General features: G+C 40.3%; 16 protein-coding genes and 1 tRNA gene. 1 reads left to right on the forward strand and 16 read right to left on the reverse strand.

From position 1 onward, the window contains the following. Positions 1-16: 16 nt before the first annotated feature. The 10 genes from ERX37_RS03720 to ERX37_RS03765 all read right to left on the reverse strand — a co-directional run bounded on the left by ERX37_RS03720 (position 17) and on the right by ERX37_RS03765 (position 9659). Positions 17-361 carry a Na+/H+ antiporter subunit G gene (locus tag ERX37_RS03720; protein ID WP_133429291.1) on the reverse strand — a complete coding sequence of 115 codons (345 nt, stop codon included), beginning with the start codon at positions 359-361 and terminating at the stop codon, positions 17-19. Next, positions 339-623, reverse strand: a complete 285-nt coding sequence (locus ERX37_RS03725) for a Na(+)/H(+) antiporter subunit F1 (protein ID WP_133429292.1) — start codon at positions 621-623, stop codon at positions 339-341. Before ERX37_RS03725 ends, ERX37_RS03720 begins: the two co-directional genes overlap by 23 nt. Further along, positions 620-1105, reverse strand: a complete 486-nt coding sequence (locus ERX37_RS03730; RefSeq protein WP_133429293.1) for a Na+/H+ antiporter subunit E — start codon at positions 1103-1105, stop codon at positions 620-622. Before ERX37_RS03730 ends, ERX37_RS03725 begins: the two co-directional genes overlap by 4 nt. Next, entirely contained in the window at positions 1105-2550 is a 1446-nt protein-coding gene (locus tag ERX37_RS03735) for a proton-conducting transporter transmembrane domain-containing protein (protein ID WP_165981960.1), read from the reverse strand. The genes ERX37_RS03730 and ERX37_RS03735 overlap by 1 nt, the downstream gene beginning before the upstream one ends. Further along, positions 2543-2872: a Na(+)/H(+) antiporter subunit C gene (locus ERX37_RS03740; protein ID WP_133429295.1), complete on the reverse strand. Its 330-nt coding sequence runs from the start codon at positions 2870-2872 to the stop codon at positions 2543-2545. Before ERX37_RS03740 ends, ERX37_RS03735 begins: the two co-directional genes overlap by 8 nt. Beyond that, positions 2869-3294 carry an MnhB domain-containing protein gene (locus ERX37_RS03745; RefSeq protein ID WP_133429296.1) on the reverse strand — a complete coding sequence of 142 codons (426 nt, stop codon included), beginning with the start codon at positions 3292-3294 and terminating at the stop codon, positions 2869-2871. Before ERX37_RS03745 ends, ERX37_RS03740 begins: the two co-directional genes overlap by 4 nt. Then, positions 3281-5626, reverse strand: a complete 2346-nt coding sequence (mbhE, locus tag ERX37_RS03750; protein WP_133429297.1) for a hydrogen gas-evolving membrane-bound hydrogenase subunit E — start codon at positions 5624-5626, stop codon at positions 3281-3283. Before mbhE ends, ERX37_RS03745 begins: the two co-directional genes overlap by 14 nt. Before the next feature lie 11 nt (positions 5627-5637). Beyond that, positions 5638-6165 (reverse strand): tyrosine-type recombinase/integrase, encoded by a 528-nt coding sequence (locus tag ERX37_RS03755; RefSeq protein WP_133429298.1) that lies wholly within the window; start codon positions 6163-6165, stop codon positions 5638-5640. 96 nt (positions 6166-6261) lie between these two features. Further along, the gene (locus tag ERX37_RS03760; RefSeq protein ID WP_165981961.1) at positions 6262-9081 is read right to left on the reverse strand and encodes a YhgE/Pip domain-containing protein; all 2820 of its coding nucleotides are present in this window, start codon (positions 9079-9081) and stop codon (positions 6262-6264) included. Between the two features lie 495 nt (positions 9082-9576). Beyond that, positions 9577-9659: transfer RNA gene (locus ERX37_RS03765), tRNA-Leu, on the reverse strand. 330 nt (positions 9660-9989) lie between these two features. Between ERX37_RS03765 and ERX37_RS03770 the strand changes: the two genes are divergently transcribed. Then, positions 9990-10760, forward strand: a complete 771-nt coding sequence (locus tag ERX37_RS03770) for an arylamine N-acetyltransferase family protein (protein ID WP_133429300.1) — start codon at positions 9990-9992, stop codon at positions 10758-10760. A 147-nt stretch (positions 10761-10907) separates the two neighbouring features. On the opposite strand, the gene ERX37_RS03775 is transcribed toward ERX37_RS03770, so the two are convergent. The 6 genes from ERX37_RS03775 to smc form a co-directional block, all read right to left on the reverse strand. Further along, positions 10908-11957 carry an LLM class flavin-dependent oxidoreductase gene (locus ERX37_RS03775; RefSeq protein ID WP_133429301.1) on the reverse strand — a complete coding sequence of 350 codons (1050 nt, stop codon included), beginning with the start codon at positions 11955-11957 and terminating at the stop codon, positions 10908-10910. Between the two features lie 117 nt (positions 11958-12074). After that, entirely contained in the window at positions 12075-13553 is a 1479-nt protein-coding gene (locus ERX37_RS03780) for an aldehyde dehydrogenase family protein (protein WP_133429302.1), read from the reverse strand. 243 nt (positions 13554-13796) lie between these two features. Further along, positions 13797-15149 carry a signal recognition particle protein gene (gene ffh, locus ERX37_RS03785; RefSeq protein WP_133429303.1) on the reverse strand — a complete coding sequence of 451 codons (1353 nt, stop codon included), beginning with the start codon at positions 15147-15149 and terminating at the stop codon, positions 13797-13799. A gap of 11 nt (positions 15150-15160) precedes the next feature. Continuing rightward, positions 15161-15487: a putative DNA-binding protein gene (locus tag ERX37_RS03790; protein WP_133429668.1), complete on the reverse strand. Its 327-nt coding sequence runs from the start codon at positions 15485-15487 to the stop codon at positions 15161-15163. After that, positions 15477-16649: a signal recognition particle-docking protein FtsY gene (ftsY, locus tag ERX37_RS03795; RefSeq protein ID WP_133429304.1), complete on the reverse strand. Its 1173-nt coding sequence runs from the start codon at positions 16647-16649 to the stop codon at positions 15477-15479. Before ftsY ends, ERX37_RS03790 begins: the two co-directional genes overlap by 11 nt. Next, a complete protein-coding gene (gene smc / locus ERX37_RS03800; RefSeq protein WP_133429305.1) occupies positions 16646-20173 on the reverse strand; it encodes a chromosome segregation protein SMC in 3528 nt (1175 codons plus the stop codon). Before smc ends, ftsY begins: the two co-directional genes overlap by 4 nt.

Consider the following 20173-nt stretch of genomic DNA (forward strand, 5'->3'; position numbering starts at 1 on the left):
TTCTGAAATGTCATTTTTAGTTTAACTGCTTTCCTTTTTTACCGCTTTCCTTCGTATACATCTCGACACCGGAATTATAGGCTGCCCGAGTGATAAGGTGTCCTGCTACAGGACTGGTAATATATAGGAAGGTAATCCCTAAAATTACACGCACACTGAAGTAGTTATCATTCACCAGGAAAAAGATGAAGACACCTGTCAATGTAAGAAGAACGCCGAGGGTCGAACTTTTGGTCGCTGCATGACTTCGTGTATAAATATCTTTGAATCTTAATAGACCAATCGTACTGATTAACGCCATTATACTGCCTAATAAAATAATGATAGCTGCAATCAGATTACTTATTTCGTTTACGTTCAAAGATAATCCCCCTTTCAATGAACCTCGATGTTGCAATCGTACTGATAAATGCCAGCACACCGATAATAATCACAGCCTCAAGATAGACTTGCGTATTATAGAGGACGCCCACTATAGCTACTGACGACATAATGATAACCCCAATAGTGTCAAAGGCCACAATTCTATCGGGTAAGGATGGCCCTTTCAGCAATCTGAAAAATGCCAGGCACATCGCCACACCATATATCAGCAGCGCAATTTTTATTATCATCTCACTCATGAATAGATGACCTCCTTGATCAGACGTTCATAGTTTTGAATTGATTTAAGCAACTTATCATTTTCTTTTTCAGACTGATTGAGAGCATGAATAAACAGCGTACTATTGTCATCAGATATTCTTAAGACGACTGAGCCTGGTGTTAAAATAATCAGCATCGTCAGCAAGGTAATCTGCCAGTTCTCCTGCAGTTTAGTATGATAACTCACTACACCAGGATTAACAGCTGAAGGTTTAAATAAAATATAGTGACTCGTCGTAATGCTTGAAGTAATAAGCTCTATATTAAAAGTCATCAGTAATTTGAATATAGCCCAGAACTTATAAAGATAAAACTTGCCACCGAAAAACTGATGAATGAGCCAGACTATCAGAATTCCGACCAAATAACCTCTAATAAATGTCGATAAATAAAATCTGTCCTGATCACCTAGTAATGTCCATAGGAAAGCGATAAAGATATTCAGTAAAAACTGCGCCATTAACGCTCACCTCCGTCCATCAAGGTGCTGATATATTGTTCAACCTGGACGTGAGAAATCATTTCAAGGAGCGGCTGTGCAAATAAGGAGACGCAAAGTGATAACACAAACAAACTAGCCATAGCCACATACTGATGGATATAGACTTGTGATCTTTTTTCTTCTGTCGGCTCTCCGAGGAACACACGGATAAACATGCGCAGAAGAGCATATAAAGCAATCAGACTTGATAGAATAAGGATGACTGTCCCGATATAAGATTCATCTTCAAGACCTGCTTTGATAATCAGCAGCTTGCCGGCAAATCCTCCGAACGGTGGTACACCCCCGATTGTCAGAGTGACCAGGAAAAATATCACAGCTAGAGCCGGATATTTTTTAATGAGACCATGACTTCTTCTGATACTGTTGATATGCAGTTCCCGAATAATCAGTCCTGCTGCCAGAAATAGCAGCCCTTTTATCAGCATATCATTCAATAAATATAAGAAGGCGCCCTGTAAACCAGCCTGCGTATCCGTCGCAAGTCCGAATATAATGATACCAATCGACAAGATGATCTGATAACAGATCATATACTTGATGCTGCGATAAGCCAGTACACCGATACAGCCAATAATCATAGTGATAATACTGCTGAACATAATCAACTGGTGAATAAGCTCTGAATGAACTGAGAAGACGACCGTAAAGAATCTGATCATGGCATAGACACCGACTTTAGTCAGGAGTGCACTAAAGATAGCTGAATTCTCCGTCGAGAGCACGGCGTATGATTTCGGCAGCCACATGAAAAGAATCAAAGCCGATTTCAGTGCAAAAACAAGCAGATATAGCATTGCAATCAGAACAACATGGTAACTCATGCCATGTTCCTGAACTCGACCAGCCAGATGTGCAAAACTGAGTGTACCATATAAGCTGTAGGTCATCGCAATAGCTGCAAGGAAGACCCAGGAACCGACAATATTAATGACGATATAAGGGATACTTGCTTTGAACTGAATTGAACGATTGCCAATCGCCATCAGAACGAACGAAGCGAGTAACATAACTTCAAACTGGACGAACAGATTAAAAATATCTGCTGTCAAAAATGAGCCATTAACACCCACGAGGAGAAAAAGAACAAATGAAAGTTTAACATTTTCTTCTTCAGGTCTATGGAGACCATACAATAAAATAAGTGAAGTCAGCGTCAAACTGACAGCGGATAGTGAAAGGCTTAAAAAATCGCCTGCAAACTGTATGCCATAAGGCGGACGCCAGCCACCAAAATTAATGACAAACATATTGTCAATCGAGTAATAGGCCAGCATATAAGTAATCACTGCGCTAATTGCCGTTGCACAGATGGCTATTTCACGACGATATGATTTCACAATGACTGTCAGCAGTCCCGCAAGAAGAGGCACAAGCAGAGGAATGATAATCAGATTATTCATCATGCCCTCCTAACGCATCGATATGATTATGTTTCGTATATTGATATGTACGATATACGATAACCAGTAAGAACGCAGTGATAGCAAAGCTAATAACAATTGCTGTCAGAATCAGGGCCTGCGGCACCGCATCTACATACTCTTCTCCACTGCCGATAATCGGTACGTTACTACCTGCACGGCTCATTGACAGAAGAAATATATTCGACGCATGGCTCATCAGACTAGTTCCAATGACAATACGGATCAAGTTTTTGGATAGCAGCAGGTAAACACCTGAAAATGTAAGAATCCCTGCAATTATAATCATCAGTAAATTCATTTAGTATCACCACTTATCGTTAATAATATAGTCATAACCACTCCGAGTACCGTCAATAAAATACCAAATTCAAAGACGGCTACCGTTGTGAAGTGAAATTCTCCCACCCAGGGCATTTCAAAATAAGTATCGTACTGTGTCAACCATGCATCTCCAAATAACAGCGGTAAAAAAAGGATGGACAGAGAAATCACACTTCCCCCTACTATTAAATAGGTGAAATCAAAAGGTAGACTCTCTCTGATCCGCTCAGCATCGAATGTTAAGAACATAAGGATGAATGCCGATGCAAAAACCAATCCACCGATAAAACCTCCACCCGGCCCATTATGTCCATTGAAGAAAATATAGAATCCGAATGTCAGAATAATGATAATAACGACTTTAGAAATTGTTTCGAGCATTACATCATTTTCTCTCATGTTTTGCACCTACCTTTCTTCTGATCAATGAATAAATTCCAAGTCCCGTAATCATCAGTACAACACCTTCAAGCATTGTATCGAATGCACGGAAGTCTCCTAATATAGCATTGACAATATTCTTGCCGCCTGTCAGGTCATACGCTTTTTTGTAGTACTCAGTAATTGAATCAAATAATTCAGTAGATTGAGAGATTATCATCATGGACACAACAAGTAATGTCATGCTGAGAGCAATAATCAGACTGACGATTCGATTGATTCTGCTCTTATTCTCCTTCTCGAGGTTCGGCAGATGATAGAAACAACTCAAGAATAATACAGTCGTAATCGTTTCAATAACAAATTGAGTAAGTGCGAGGTCAGGCGCATACATCAGAATATAGACCATCGATGTACCGTAACCGATTGCTCCGACCAATACTGTCGCTGTCATTCTCGACTGCACTTTCAGCAGCACAAGACTCGCAATGACAATAAAAGCAGTTAATATCAGCATATAAAAGCTGATGTCACTCATTTCAAACGCAGGATAAACACTCAGCATCACTGTCAGACTGATAGGCAAAGTCGCCACAATAATGACACCGAATAAGAACATTAAATAATGATTCAGTCTGTCGGTCATAATACGACGGATTAAGTTATGACTGATAACATCCACACTTCTGAGCGTATATTTATAAATCCGGTTAAGCGGCATCTCCTTATATTTAGGGAACAGCTTCTTATAAACACCACTCCAGACAATCAGTGTACCGAGTACGATGATTAAAATCGTCAAATAGAGTGGCAGATTAAAGCCATGCCATGCATGAATCGGTGTAACATAATCAGTCGGATCAAAATCAAGCACTTGATGTAAGGCAGGCTCAATCAAACTGAAAAGCAGGAAATTCGGGATAAAGAACAGCAGGACAACTAAAAATGCAAGAATCACAGGTGATAATAGAATACCTTTCGATTCGCCTTCTTCAATTTCAATAGTTTGTTCCCCAAGAAATGTACGAATGATGGCAATCAGACTATAGACGAATGTACCGATACTCGCTATTACTCCGACTGCTACTAGCAGCCAGACAATTTTAACGTCAAGTCCTCTTAAATCAACTAATACAGTCAGGAACATCTCTTTACTTAAGAAGCCGTTCAGAAATGGAATACCTGCCATCGACAAGGCTGCAATCGTCATAACCGTAAAGGTAATCGGCATCGCCTTTCTCAGTCCACCTAATTTATTCAGATCACGCGTATGTGCAGCATGATCGACAATCCCTGCTCCCATGAAAAGTGCTGCTTTAAAGAGTCCGTGGTTAATGATATGCAGTAATGCTGCTGTCAAGGCGAGTACAATCAATGCCCTGAATGTGACATCATTACTTTCAAAAGCAGCGAGACCAATCATTGAAACAATCATGCCCAGCTGGCTAATCGTCGAATAAGCAAGCAGGCCTTTCAAATCGGATTGTCGGACTGCAAATAAACTACCTATCAGCATTGTCATTAATCCATCAATAATCAGCACCCACTGGAAGACGGGCTCGCCGCTGAACACCGGCATAAAGCGCAGCAGTAAATAAATACCTGCTTTAACCATCGTGGCTGAATGTAGATAAGCACTGACCGGTGTGGGTGCTTCCATTGCATCTGGCAGCCAGATATGAAACGGAAACTGTGCTGACTTCGTCAACGCACCCAGCATAATAGCGCCCATCGCAAAGTAATAAAGTGTTGATTGATCGCGTCCCTTCAGCAAGGCAGCAATCTGAGTGATATCATTAGATCCTGTCAGGACGTAAAGTGCAATAAAACCAAGGAGCATCATCATACCACCAAAAACAGTAATCAGAAATGACTTAAGCGCACCTTGCTGCGCAGCTTTCTTTTTGTACCAGAAGCTTATTAAGAGAAATGAAGAAATACTCGTTAATTCCCAGAATACATAGAGGATGATTGTATTGGTAGATAGTACAACCCCATACATCGCAATCATAAAAAGTAATAAAAAGCTGTAAAACTTAGGAAGATTTTCGTGTGTCGATAAATAAAAGATGGAATAAAGAACAACAAGTACACCGATAAAGGAAATCAGTGTAAAGAAGATAAGACTCAAACTATCGAGACGAAATGAGAAATTGACACCAAGAGCAGGTATCCAGTTAATCTGCTGATTAAATATCTGCTTTGTAACAATGGCGTAGACACTCAGGATAGTCCCGAGCAGCGGATAAAGCAATACGGTTACACCGAGAGGTATTCTTTTATCTATTCTGTGATGCAGCCAGACACACCCCATAATCAGAAACCCTGTCAAAATAAATAAAGCTAACATAATTCACTTCCTTATAAATTCAGATTGATGTGTTCATTAAAAATCGGAACAGTATCGATAAAATGATAAGTCATTTTTTTAGATTGATGTCCTAAAAGGTGCTGTAAATCATTTATATCCATACCACTTTTATATGCCTGATAAGCAAATGTTTTTTTCAGTGATTGGATGCCAATACCTATATCAAGCTCAAGCGCATCGACAGCTGCTGACAAGATACGATGAAATTGCTGACGTGTATAAGGCTTGCCTGTGCGGACAGAGCAAAACAGGTAATCATCCAGGTCCAGACATTCTTCGTCTATAAAATTATGGACTTCTCTCAGCAGGTAATCAGGCAATAATACTTTGTACTGGTTGATAGTCCGAAATACGGGTGAAGTAATATCTTTTACTTTCAACTGTACAAGTTCATCTGCTTTAAGAGGTGCATTGATCCCGATAGTAAACAGCAGATAATATCTGATATCCCGTTCTTTTAAAACAGCTTTTATTTGTTTTATAGCCTGTAATTCTTTTATAGGATCTACTTTCAGCATGCTATTCTCCTCTCACTTTACTTATATATAATAGTATATATTTAAGTAAACTTCACAAAATATGCTCAAAAAAAAAGAACATCATGATGATGTCCTTTATTCAACAATGGTACTTTCCTTTGAAGTTTTAATCATCCTTAATTTTATCGGTTCGAATTTAGGTTTCAGACCATAGCCGATACTAAGTACCAGCATAAAAACGAATGCCAATCTGCTGATATTTTTCACGACGAGCTCAGGCACAATCCCTCCCACCGCTTCACGCAGTAAATCAACTGCATAAGTAAAAGGCAGAAATGGATGAATCACCTGAAAGAATTGAGGTGTCACTTGAACCGGGAAAGTGCCCCCACCACCAGAAATCTGAAGTACCATCAGAATGATGGCAAGCGCTTTGCCGACATTACCCAGCAGACTGACCATCGTATAGACAATGGTCGTAAATACAATAGCGACGCCTACCCCGAACAGTATGTTATAGACGGGATGTTTAGCATAAGCATCTAAAATAAAGAAATTACCCAGCATTACAATGATTGACTGAATAATACCAATACTTAAAAAGAGCAGCAGACGCCCGGCATATAACTCTCTTAAAGAATAAGTACCTTTAAGTTTCAAATCTTTAAGCTCGGTTGTTAATAAATTACTGGAAAGCAGTGCACCTACCCAGAGAGCAAGTGCCGTGTAAAAAGGTGCACTGGCTGAGCCATAGTTAGGTATAGGGAACATTGCCTTCTCATCCAGCTGGATGGGATCTGAGAAATAATTCGCTTCATCCTGTAAATCATTTCTCAGCAGTTTGATTAATTTATTCATGACATCTTTATTGTCCAGTTCTCTGAATTTATCAGCCGCTTTCCTGATATCAGTTTCAATACCCGGCAGATCATTTCTTGCAAATTCTGCAAGCTGATGAATACCATTTTCAGCACCTGGTAACTTGTTTTTCAGCAGATCTGCTGTTTCATCATACTTAGACATGACATCTGGTAAATCATTTTCAGCAAACTGACTGATTCGATTTAAATCATTCAATGCACCAGGTAAGTCATTCTGAACGAATAGACTCGCTTCATTAACCCGTGATTTAAAAGCGGGAAAATTCGACTGCACTGTACCGTTGATTTGTTTAAAACGATTCTCTATCGCTGGCAATGACTGATTAATTGTAATCAGTCGTTCATGTGCAGAAATTGTGACCGTCTGAGCACGTGCAATAATGTCATCCACAGATGATGCAAAAGACTGTGCTTCTGCAAGCTTGGCAGACAAATCATCAAGATTCCCGTCTATTGTATTTAATCCTTTTAATAAGATAGACTGCATATCCATATCCATCAGTTGACGCAGTGCATTTTGTGCTGATTGAATAGCGGTTATATCTATGTGCCCTTGAGTCAGCTGACCTGCAACAACTGATAAAGTATCATTACTATTTTGCAGCGCATTCTGTATAGTCATCGTATCAATATCTGATGATTTCAATACCTCCAGCACTTGATTCTGTAACTGAACAGTTTGATTCATGTTCTGCGCAATAATCTCCATATTATCACCGGATGGCTTATCGGTTTTTAAAGCTTCCAATATATCATACTGTCCCTGGCCATTCTCTTTAACAAGATCAGTCAAAGCATTTAGTGCCTCACTTAATGCCTCCTTAGCAGGCACTAAGTCTGTTTTAGTCACTTCCGGCTGCTGCTGAGTTACAGCTTTTAATTGTACCACTGCTTCAGTAACAGGATTTTCTGCAGTTATACTTTCAGTAGTTACACGTTCTTCAAGTGATACCTTTTCTTCATCTATAGCAGGATTTTCACTGATTATTGCTTTTTCAGCAGCAGGAAGTTCAGTCTGAGGTATTTCTGATTTCGGAATAGCTTCTTCGACTGATTCGACTTTTTTATCTGCACGCTGCGTTTTTGATTGCGCCTGATTTAACCGTTCATGAACTGCCGGCATCTTACTTTGAGAAACTGAGAGCACTTGATTCGCCTTTTCAGTTGCCTGAATACCTTTATCTACAGCTGCATTTATTTCAGGAAACTTCTCCTCCAGCTGCTGTGCTTTATTCAATGCTGCTTCAATCTCATTCGTCCGGCTGTTCAAGCCAATAATCATCTGTCCTGCTTCATTGATTTCACTCGCATGCTGATTAGCCCTGACTAATTTTGCAGCTCCTTCATTAATCTCGTCCTTATAAGACTCCAGCGCATAAAATTCATTTGCGTACTGGTTGATATCCCCTTGATGCTCATCAATTTTCTGTACCGCAGCACTGAACTTTTCCATATCAGGAATAGCCGCTTCAGCTTCAAATACAGCATTTTCAATTTTGTGATAGAGAGGCAGTTTCCCTTCAAGATTGGCACCCAGGTCATTACTTTCCTTCAGAAAAGCTTTAGTCGCTGCTTCTACAAATTTATCATTTAATGATTTTGTAATCGCTGTGGCACCTGCATTAGTCATCTTAGGTGCAATTGCATTGACCTTCTGATTGACCTGGTAATCAATATGAGCACGCTTCGGTTTCTTATTAAAGATACTCGTCATATCTGCTGAAAAATGCCTTGGAATGTGTATTAAAGCATAATAATCACCTAGCTTGACACCTTGTTCTGCATCTTCAAGCGAATCAACAAACACCCAGCCAAACTGATCATTTGTTTTCAGCTCCTTAACTAGTGATTGACCCACATTAATGTTTTTCCCTTTCACTGTAGCTCCTTCATCAAAATTGACTACAGCCACTTTAATGCCTTTAGTATTGGAATAAGGATCCCACGATGATTTCAAGTTGAACCATGCATAAAATGACGGCAGAATACAAAGTCCAAGAATCACAATCAGAACCATAGGCGTCTTTAGCGCGTGTTTCACATCTATTAAAAATAAGTTGAATATCTTTTTCATTACCAGCCTCCGAGAATTTGACATTACAATTCTACTCTCTTCAGATTATTCAATCAATGAAAAAACACCCTTATTTTTATTTTAATATAATAAAATTTTATATAAATAGTATTTCTAAGCTATATATTAATACTTAAAAAGAAAATATATTATCATAAAATACCATTATTACTTTAATAAATGTTGTGACCTAAACGTTTGTCTTCAATTTTTAGTTCCTGATTAATCGTTATCATAAAATTCCTCCTCATCAAAAAAACTCTCACATATCATGTGAGAGAAATCGGCATAAAGAAACCCTTATCATAACGATAAAGTTATCTGTATCTAGACAGACCCATCCCGATAACATTCACATGATATATTCACGTGGTAGCATGTTATCGAATAATCATCTATACAGATACCTCCTTTAGTATTATTTACAATTTATCATATTTATTCCAAATGAACAAATAAAAAAAGAACTTCTGAGTTTATCAGAAGTTCCAGTAATGCGGCCGAGAGGAGTTGAACCTCCACGCCCTTGCGGGCACTAGCGCCTGAAGCTAGCGCGTCTGCCATTCCGCCACGACCGCTTAAGCAATAAATTAATTATAACAGCAATTACAGAAAAGAAAAGTCTTTGTGTAAAAGTTATATTAAATTTGTAAATTAACTAAGAAGAACATACGTTGCTTGAATAATATTTGATTAAAAGATTTATAATCTACCCTTGTTGTCCTACTTGCGATAATGGCAGCGGCGGGATAATTTAAAACATATGATTTGAAATGAACAGTCGCCTTATTTACAATCTTGGTGATGATATCAAAATGAATTAAATGAAAAATTTAACTGATGAGCAGAATACGAATGATTTCAGCTTACTTTCTTCATAAAAATCAAAATATCCGTGAGGTGTCAAAATGATTAATGATTTCGAACAGTATCTGGGCTATATGATACAGGAACCTACACTTGAGGAACTGAATCATGCAATCCGTCATTTTATGCTGAAAGTTCCTTTCGAAAATATCGATGTTCAGAACAAAAAAGAGATTTCTGTTGAAGTGAACGATCTTTTTAATAAAGTGGTCAAACAGCAGCGCGGTGGCTTCTGCTATGAATTAAATGGTCTCTTCCACTACTATCTTAAAGAAAAAGGTTATAAAGTATCATACGCAGCTGGAACTATAAAAGGACCTGAAGGCTGGAGAATGCTCGGTTCACATATGCTGAATCTTGTTGATATTGACGGCCAGCTCCATGTTGCTGATGTCGGCTTTGGTGATCTGCCTACACAGGCTATGCCAATTGACGGACCACCTATTACTGATCAGAACGGTGTTTTTCGAGCGATAGGTATAGACGGTAAATGGTTTGAAGTTCAAAAACAGGAAGAACAAGATTTTAAAGTATTATACAAAGCTGAATATGCACCTAAATCATTGTCAGAGTTCAGTGAAGCCATCGATTATAATCAGCACAGTCCTGAATCTATCTTCGTCAGAAAGTTACTCATCACTCAAACGAAAGAAAATGGCCGGGCCACCATGACAGAAAACTATATGTCAGTCATAACCCCTATCAGTAAGAAAAGATTTAAGGTAACAGCTGAAAATTATCGACAGCTGTTACATGAAAATTTTAATCTCGACTTAAAAATCAATCGGTTTAAGCAAGAAACGGATTCATAAAATGATAATCGGTCCACAAGCACATTGGGTGTAAAGCTTATAATAAGTCGTTAAACAAAGCAGCATTATAAATGAAATACTGAATTTTACAGAAATATAGGAGACGTCCAGATAACTTGCTGACTGAACGTCTCCTTAATTTTATTATTATTTATCCTTAAAGTAATCATCCACAATCGGTTTTACTTTCTCCCCATATAGCCGAATGGCATTCATGATCTGGTCATGAGGCATAGAGCCAACTGGCAGATGGATTAAAAAACGATTTAAATCCAGCTCTTCTACTGTTTTAATAATTTTACGCGCCACTCTCTCAGGTCCTCCGACAAATAATGCGCCATTTTCAATTTCATTTATATAAGCGGATTCACTATAAGGACCCCAGCCTCTTTCCTTCCCCAGCACATCATGGTGTGCTTTCGTAGAAGGATAATATTCTTTAAATGCCTGTTCATCGGTTTCAGCAATGTATCCCCATGAATGGTTGGCAATTGACAATGATTTCACGTCATGTCCACCTTCGCGAGCTGCTGCTTTGTACACTTCCACATTATAACGGAATCGACCAGGATTGCCGCCAATGATTGCATAGGTGATCGGCAGACCTAAAAACCCGGCACGCGCTGAAGATTCAGGTGTACCGCCTGTTGCCAGGTAAATAGGAATTTCTTTTTGCACGGCACGTGGATAAATACCTAAGTTATCAATAGCGGGTCTTGTCTGACCTGACCATGTAACTTTCTCATTTTTATTGATGTTCATCAATAGATCGAGTTTTTCTTCATATAACAAGTCATAGTCATTTAAGTCATAACCGAATAGTGGGAACGATTCGATAAACGACCCACGACCTGCCATAATTTCAGCACGACCGTCTGATACAGCATCCAACGTCGCAAAACGTTCATAGACGCGTACAGGATCATCAGAAGAGAGAACAGTGACAGCAGAAGAGAGACGGATGTGCTCTGTCTGACTGGCTGCAGCTGCTAACACTGTCACAGGATCCGATACAGCATAATCAGCCCGGTGATGTTCTCCTAGACCATAGACATCCAGACCGACCTCATCAGCTAATTTAATCTCCTCAATCACATTACGGATTCTCTCACCCGATGAGATGCGTGGTAAAACACTATCTTCAGTATGGATATCACTGTTATCGCCAAATGACGTTAAACCGAGTTCAATTTTCATTTTGATACCTTCTTTCATATAATTATTATACTTGGTATACTTATTATACAAAAATATAAAAAAGATACAATGATTTTGCACTAAAAAAACCTATTCATAATGAATAGGTCTTTTCGATTAATATAAGCCGTTTGGTTCATCAGTCAGGTCGATATAGATACCTTTAACCTGTTGATAATTACGGATAGTTTCTTTATATGTTTCACGTCCGATACCTGATTTTTTATATCCACCAAATGGTGAACCCGCAGGAATCTGGTTATATGTGTTAATCCAGACACGGCCCGTATCAATACGGTTAGCAATATTGAGTGCTTTGTTGATATCTTTAGTAAAAATACCACCTGCCAGACCATACTCTGAATCATTAGCAAGTTCAATCACTTCGTTTACATCGCTGAACTTCTGAACAACGATGACAGGTCCGAATATTTCTTCCTGAGCAAGTCGACTCTTATTACTGCTTAGCTCAATGATTGTCGGCTGGAAGAAGTGACCTTTATCAAGACCATTTTCAGTGATACGTTTACCACCCGTTACAATATTATCGCCTTCTTCTTTAGCAAGTTCAATGTAACTTTCAATTTTATCGATCTGTGCCTGACCTGTCTGTGAACCCATCTGAGTATCCATATTCAGTGGATCTCCTACTTTTACCGCTTCAAACGCTGTTTTCAGCTTATCGATGAAACTGTCATAAGCTTTATCTTCAATGAAGAGACGTGAACCCGCACTACATACCTCACCCTGATTGAAAAGAATACCTAATTGTACGCCTTCAATTGCCTGTTCAATATTAGCATCAGCAAAAATAATATTTGCACTTTTACCACCTAATTCAAGCGTAGCAGGCACAAGTCGTTTCGCTCCAGCTTCAGCGACAGAGTAGCCTACTTCAGTAGAACCTGTAAATGATAGTTTCGCAACATCTTCATGGTTAAAAATAGCATTGCCTGATTCTGATCCTTTACCGGTCACGATGTTAACAACACCTTGCGGCAGAATATCTTTTAGAATTTCTGCTAGTCGCAGCAAACTGTAAGGTGTAGAGGAAGATGGCTGAATGACTACCGTATTACCCGCAGCAAGTGCAGGCGCCAGTTTCCAAGCTGCAAGAAGGAACGGGAAGTTCCAGGCTACAACAGCTCCGACTACACCGATAGGTTCATGACGGATTAAACTCATCGTCTTAGCATCCATATCCTGAATTGAACCTTCATCTAAACGGATGACACTCGCAAAATAGCGATAGTGGTCAGCCGCTGTCGGGATATCAATCATAGAAGACTCTCTTAATGCTTTACCCGTATTAAGTGTCTCAATTTCAGCCAGTTCATCTTTATGTTCTAAAATTGCATCAGCAATCTGATTTAAATATTCAGCGCGTTCCTTTGGTGACGTATAACGCCATGTTTTAAAAGCTTCTTTAGCAGCTTGCACCCCTTTATCTACATCATTTTCTGAGGCTTTAGCTACTTTACCAAGCACTTCACTTGTAGCCGGATTAGAAACTTCAAGTGTTTCATTGTACTCAGCTGCTACAAATTCGTTATTTATAAAGAGACCGTATGAATCTTTAATCACGCTGTTCGTCATTATAGTTCCTCCTCAAAGTTAATATACTTATATTATAGGATATCTGAAATAGGCATACAAATGTTGCGCTTGAATATTCAGTAAATTCTCCCAGTTACTTTCTTTACCCTATCAATATCTAAAGATAAGAAACTTATATCTGTATGAAGAATTTTCCTTCTTTCCTCATTAAGCGCCATACTGATTCCACAGGATAAATGATGCAAAAAAAGACAGCCACTTTTAAAGAGTGGCTGTCAAATATTAGAACGGTAAATTCATCCCCTGGAATGGGTTACGTCCTTTTTTACCTTTTTTCATACCTGAGAATTGTTTCATCATCTTTTTCATCTCATCGAATTGTTTGATCAGACGATTAACTTCTGCCAGACTTCTGCCTGAACCTGCAGCAATACGTTTTTTTCTTGAGACATTGATGATTTCCGGGTTCGTCCGTTCTTTTGCTGTCATCGAACGAATGATAGCTTCAACATGATCGATCTGTTTCGGATTCATGTTGAGTGACTGAACATTTTTCATCTTATTTGCACCTGGAATCATCTTAAGCAGATCGTCAAGTGGTCCTAAGTTCCTCACTTGATCCAGCTGCTCCAGGAAGTCATCAAATGTGAATGAGGATGTCTTCATTTTCTGTTCAAGTTCTTTTGCTTTTGATTCATCGACCGATGCCTGTGCTTTTTCAATTAAACTCAGCACATCACCCATGCCTAGAATACGTGAAGCCATACGCTCTGGGTGGAATGGTTCAAGTCCGTCCATCTTCTCACTCATACCGACAAATTTAATCGGTTTCTGTGTGACACTTCTAATAGAGAGCGCTGCACCACCACGTGTATCGCCGTCAAGTTTAGTCAAGATAACACCCGTCACATCCAGCTGCTGATCGAAACTCTCAGCAACGTTGACCGCATCCTGCCCTGTCATCGCATCAACAACCAGCATGATTTCATCAGGTTTAGAGACTTCCTTAACATCCACAAGTTCATTCATCAGTGCTTCGTCGATATGCAGACGTCCTGCTGTATCGATAATCACAAAATCATAATGTTCTTCTTTTGCATGCTGGAGTGCCTGACGTGTGATTTCTTCAGGTTTTACTTGGTCGCCTAATGTGAAGACGGGTATATCAATCTGTTTACCGACCGTCTGCAGCTGCTGAATCGCAGCTGGACGGTAAATATCACAGGCCACAAGAAGTGGCTGCTTATTAAATTTCTTACGCATAAGTAATGCAAGTTTACCGGCAGTTGTTGTTTTACCTGCCCCTTGTAGACCGACCATCATAACAACTGTTGGTGGTTTTCTACTCATATTAATCTGTGTGTTCTCGCCACCCATCAACTGTGTCAGTTCATCCTGTACAATTTTGATGACTTGTTGTCCTGGTGTAAGTGATGTCATAACATCACTGCCGAGCGCACGTTCTGATACAGTCGCAACAAACTGCTTTACGACTTTGAAGTTAACATCGGCTTCCAGAAGTGCCAGTCGCACTTCTCGCATCATTACTTTGATGTCCGCTTCTGTTACCTTCCCTTTACCTTTAATTTTCTGCATGGTCGCCTGGAGTCTGTCTGATAACCCTTCAAATGCCACGCTATGACCCCCTATTCAATCTGTTCTAACTGTTCAAGTTTTGCAATCAGTGGCTGACTATCCGTCAGTCTCTTCATCTCTGTAATGAGCTGCTGTCTTTCTTCAAACTTGCGATACAAGCCCAGTTTGATTTCATAATCTTCAAGCAGTTCGACAGTCCGTTTAATATTATCATAAACTGCCTGTCTCGACACTTCAAAAGCCTCTGCAATCTCAGATAATGACTCGTCTTCAAGATAATAGCGTTCAAGATAGTTGCGCTGCTTATCCGTCAGAAGTCCCTGATAGAAATCGAAGAGATAGTTCATCCGCATCGTCTTATCAATATTATTCTGCATGCTGATCATCGTCTTGTGTTGTTTCGACATCACTATTCTCAATCATGTCGGCAAATAAACCATAAACATAACTTTCAGCATCAAATGGCTGCAGGTCATCCAGCTTTTCACCCAGTCCGACAAACTTAACCGGGATATGCAGTTCATTACGAATTGCGAGGACAATACCACCCTTAGCTGTTCCATCTAGTTTAGTCAATACAATACCCGTCACATCTGTCACTTCTTTAAAGGCTTTCGCCTGAACGAGCGCATTCTGACCTGTTGTAGCATCCAGTGCAAGAAGGACTTCATGGGGTGCTCCAGGCACAGCTTTAGATAACACTTTCTTGACTTTCTGCAGTTCGTTCATCAAGTTCGCTTTATTCTGCAGACGCCCCGCCGTGTCACAGATCAGAATATCTACGCCTTTATTTTTCGCTGCATTGATTGCATCATACATAACGGCTGCAGGGTCTGATCCTTCAGACTGCTTAACCACTTCGACTCCTACTCGGTCACCCCAGATCTGCAGCTGTTCAATCGCACCTGCACGGAATGTATCACCCGCAGCAAGCATCACTGTTTTACCTTGCTGACGATAACGATGAGCAAGTTTACCAATTGTAGTCGTTTTACCGACACCATTGACACCTACCATCAGTATGACAGTCAATTCATCGTCCTGAATATTCATCGCCTGAAGTTCATCATCTTCCTGCTCATAGATTTCTACGATCTTCTCAACGATGACTTCTCGTAAATCTTCTGTTTCAGTAATATTCTGGCGTTTTGCTTCGAATCTTAGTGATTCTACCAGCTCCATTACTGTATTAAAGCCTACATCCGCTTGAATCAGCATTTCTTCCAGAGCTTCGAAGAAATCTTCATCGACAGTACGATAATGCGCCAGTAAATCATTCAATCGATTCTGGAAGTTCTCACGTGATTTTTCAAGACCTTGACGGAATTTAGCACCAATCTGCTGTGCTTCAAGCTCCTCGAATTCCTCGATTGACATCAGATCATCGTCATCAAAATCAAATGTCCATTCATTTTTCTTGGCAGGGGCTGGGGCTGGTTGTTCGTCGTAATCCTGTTCTTCCAGTGTATCTAACGGATATTCTTCTTGTTTTTCTTCAGTCGGTGCAAATCTATCTTTCAGTCTTTTAAAAAAACTCATTCTGTTAGCTCCTCCATATCATTGTGGTTTAATTCATTTAAGTCTACACTCACCATCTGGGTGATGCCGGAGTTCTGCATCGTCACACCGTATAGCCGGTCTGCTGCTTCCATTGTACCTTTTCTATGGGTGATGACAATAAATTGTGTTTCAGTGCTCAGCGAACGGACATAGCTGCCGAATCTCAGCACATTGGCTTCATCGAGAGCAGCTTCTACTTCATCCAATATAACAAAAGGTGCGGTACGTACTTTCAGAATAGCAAAAAGAAGAGCCACTGCTGTTAAGGCACGTTCTCCACCTGACAGTAACGTCAGATGCTGACGCTTCTTGCCTGGCGGTTCAACCATGATATCAATGCCTGCGGTCAAGCTATCGTCCGAATTCAATTTCAGTTCACCACTGCCACCGCCAAAGAGTTCTCTAAAGACAGAAGCAAAATTTTGCTGAACCTGACTGAATGTCTGATTGAAACGAGTCGTCACTTCATCATCCATTTCATTCATGATCGTCTCAAGGGTTTCTTTTGCTGATATCAAATCTGACTCCTGTTCAGATAGAAAATCATATTTTGATTTGACTTCTTTATACTGCTGAATTGCACCGATATTAACGGGACCTAGTTCTTCAATGGAACGTCTTGTCAGTTTAACGCGCTGGCGTAACTCTTCTATATGAGCAGGTGCCTCATATAATTCATCAGCTGCTTCAAATGTCATATGATAATCTTCCATAAGATGATAGATTAAATTCTCCAGCTGAACATCTATTCTTGAATACTGTCCTTTCATATCTCCGATACCTTGTTCAAGTCCGCTGACTTGACGCAGTAATTCATTATAGTCTGTCTGTTTAGCTTCAAGATCCACTGCTAGTTCGTCTCCTGCCGTTTTATCTTTGTCAAACTGCTGGATGACTGCTTCAAGTGATTCCTGTTCCTCTTGAATCGTCAGTTTCAATGTCTGAATGGTTTCTTCAAGATTCTCAGAATGATCATCTGATTCCAGGTCAGACATAGCCTGTGTCACTTGTGCTTTTCTTCTTAAGTTCGTTTCAACTTTATCATGCTGATGTTTCTGACGCTCTTCAAGTACAATGCGATGTCCCCGTACTTCATTAAGTGAACGAGTCACTTCTTCCTCAATCGACCTTGCATCTGTTTTAAGACGCTGGTAGTCATTGATTTCATTCTCGATCTTCTGCAGCTCACTCTGCTTCAGGAGAATAATCTCGTCCAGCTGCTTTTTAATATCAGTCAGCTCAGCCTGCTGGGCGACTCGTTCAGCGTGCTGTTCATAATGTGTCTTCAGTTCAAATAGCTTCACATTCTGAGCATCATATTCAGACTTCATACGCTGTACTTCCTCAGCAAGCGTCTCTCCTTCATCTTGCAGAGTGCGGGTTTTGAATTCAGAATCGGTCAATTTATTTTTCAGCCCGTCAAATTCATCTTCCAGACCTTTGAGCTGTACGCCATACTGCTTGAGCTGATCCGTAATGTTAGTCAGCTCTTCTTTCTGTTTAAGCAGGATGGAAGGCTGATTGACACTTCCGCCAGTCATAGAACCGCCCGGATTAACGATGTTACCGTCAAGCGTAACGATACGATACTTGTAGTCAACCTTTTTAGCAAGTACATTTGCTGCTGATATATCCTCAGCAATAATGACAAGTCCGCTCAAGCTGCTGATGATGGCATTGTACTGATTCTCAACTGTGATTAAATCAGACAAAATACCGATGTAGCCATCATGCTGCTGTAATTTCTGTCTGATAGCATCAGACATTTTTTTAGGCCTAATAGTGGTCAGAGGAAGGAAGGTCGCACGCCCTCCTTTTCGTTCTTTCAAGAACTGAATCGCTTGACGGGCACTTTTCTCATCATCAGTGATAATACTCTGAAGTTGACCGCCGAGCGCAATATCCAGTGCCGTCTGATAGCTTCTATCAATTGTTACAAGCTCCGCTACGGCACCGTGAATACCCGTCAGTTTTTCTTTTAAAACTAATCGGACTCCTTGATAAAATCCCTGATATTCTGCCTGCATGGCAGTCAGACTCTGCTGTTTTGATTTCAATTTATCGATATAGCGCCCCGCATGACGAATCTGTTCATCCAGCTCGCTGTATCGTTCACGCTGCCGCCTTGATTGCTCCAGGCTTTCCTTGAAGGCTGAACGCTTAGAGATGAGCTGCTGCTCCAACTCTCCAATGACTTGTAGTTTATGTGAGCGCTCTCCTGACAGACGCTCGTAAGCTTCCTTATCCTCATCACTGACTGAACTGAAGTAATGATTTAACCCCTCAAGTTCTTTATCAATATACTTCAGCTCATTTTTAGCGGCGGTCTGTTCACTGAGCATCTGGTAGTAGTTATCACGAGCCGTTTCAATCAATGTCTCAACATCACGGTTCAACTCTGACAGCTTCTTCTCATACGCACGCTCTTGTGTGCGGATTTCTTTTAACTCAATTTTGAGCGACTCTTCCTGCTGCTGTAATTCAGCCGCTTCCGCCGTCACTTCTTCAAGTTCAGTGGCTAGCTTCTCCATTTCCTTCTGCTGTCTTGTCACTGTCTGCGTCAAATTATCCTGTTTTTCATAAAGGACTGACAATCTGCCTTGATGACGCTCAAGTGAAGTGGAGAGCATCAGTCTTTGCTGATGGAGCTCTTCCTGACTGGTCAGAAGACTTGCCCGATTATGTGTCATCTCTTTTATCGCCGTCTCGAGCTTATCTGCACGTGCCTGTTTCAGACCGATCATCTCTGTGAATTCTCCGATTTCAGTTTCTAGTCTGACATAGTCTGTTTTGAGTGTTTTGATGTCCGTGACTGTGACCTGAATATCAGCTTCTCTCATCTCCTGAGTCAGCGCCTGATATTCTTCAGCTATAGCTGCCTCCATCTGTAACGGCTCAATTCTCGATTCAAGGTCGAAGATGATATCATTCACTCTTGATAGATTGAGCATCGTCTCATCCAGTTTTGCAGCGGTTTCCTTCTTACGCTTCTTGTATTTAAGGACACCCGCTGCCTCTTCTATCAGATGTCTTCTCTCCTCAGGCTTGGCATTCAGTATTTCATCAACTTTTCCTTGCGATATCATACTGAAAGATTCTTTACCGAGACCGGTATCAAGAAACAGTTCTGTAATATCTTTTAATCTACTTTTAGCTTGATTGATGAAATATTCACTCTCACCTGAACGATATAATCTTCTCGTGATATTAAGCTTACTGTCAGCTTCAATCAGGCCTGATGAATTATCAAGCTTAAGCGTAACTTCCGCATAGTTGAGCGGCTGTCTTTTTTCAGTCCCTGAGAATATAATGTCCTCCATACGGGCACCGCGCAGACTTTTCGCTGATTGTTCACCCAGTACCCAGCGGATAGCATCCGTGATATTACTCTTGCCGGAACCATTCGGTCCGACAATTGCAGTAAGACCTTGATCAAACTCAACTGTCGTCCGTTCTGCGAATGATTTAAAACCGTATGCTTCAACTGCCTTTAGATACACCAT

Source organism: Macrococcus hajekii (assembly GCF_004359505.1).
GTDB classification, from domain to species: Bacteria; Bacillota; Bacilli; order Staphylococcales; family Staphylococcaceae; genus Macrococcus; species Macrococcus hajekii.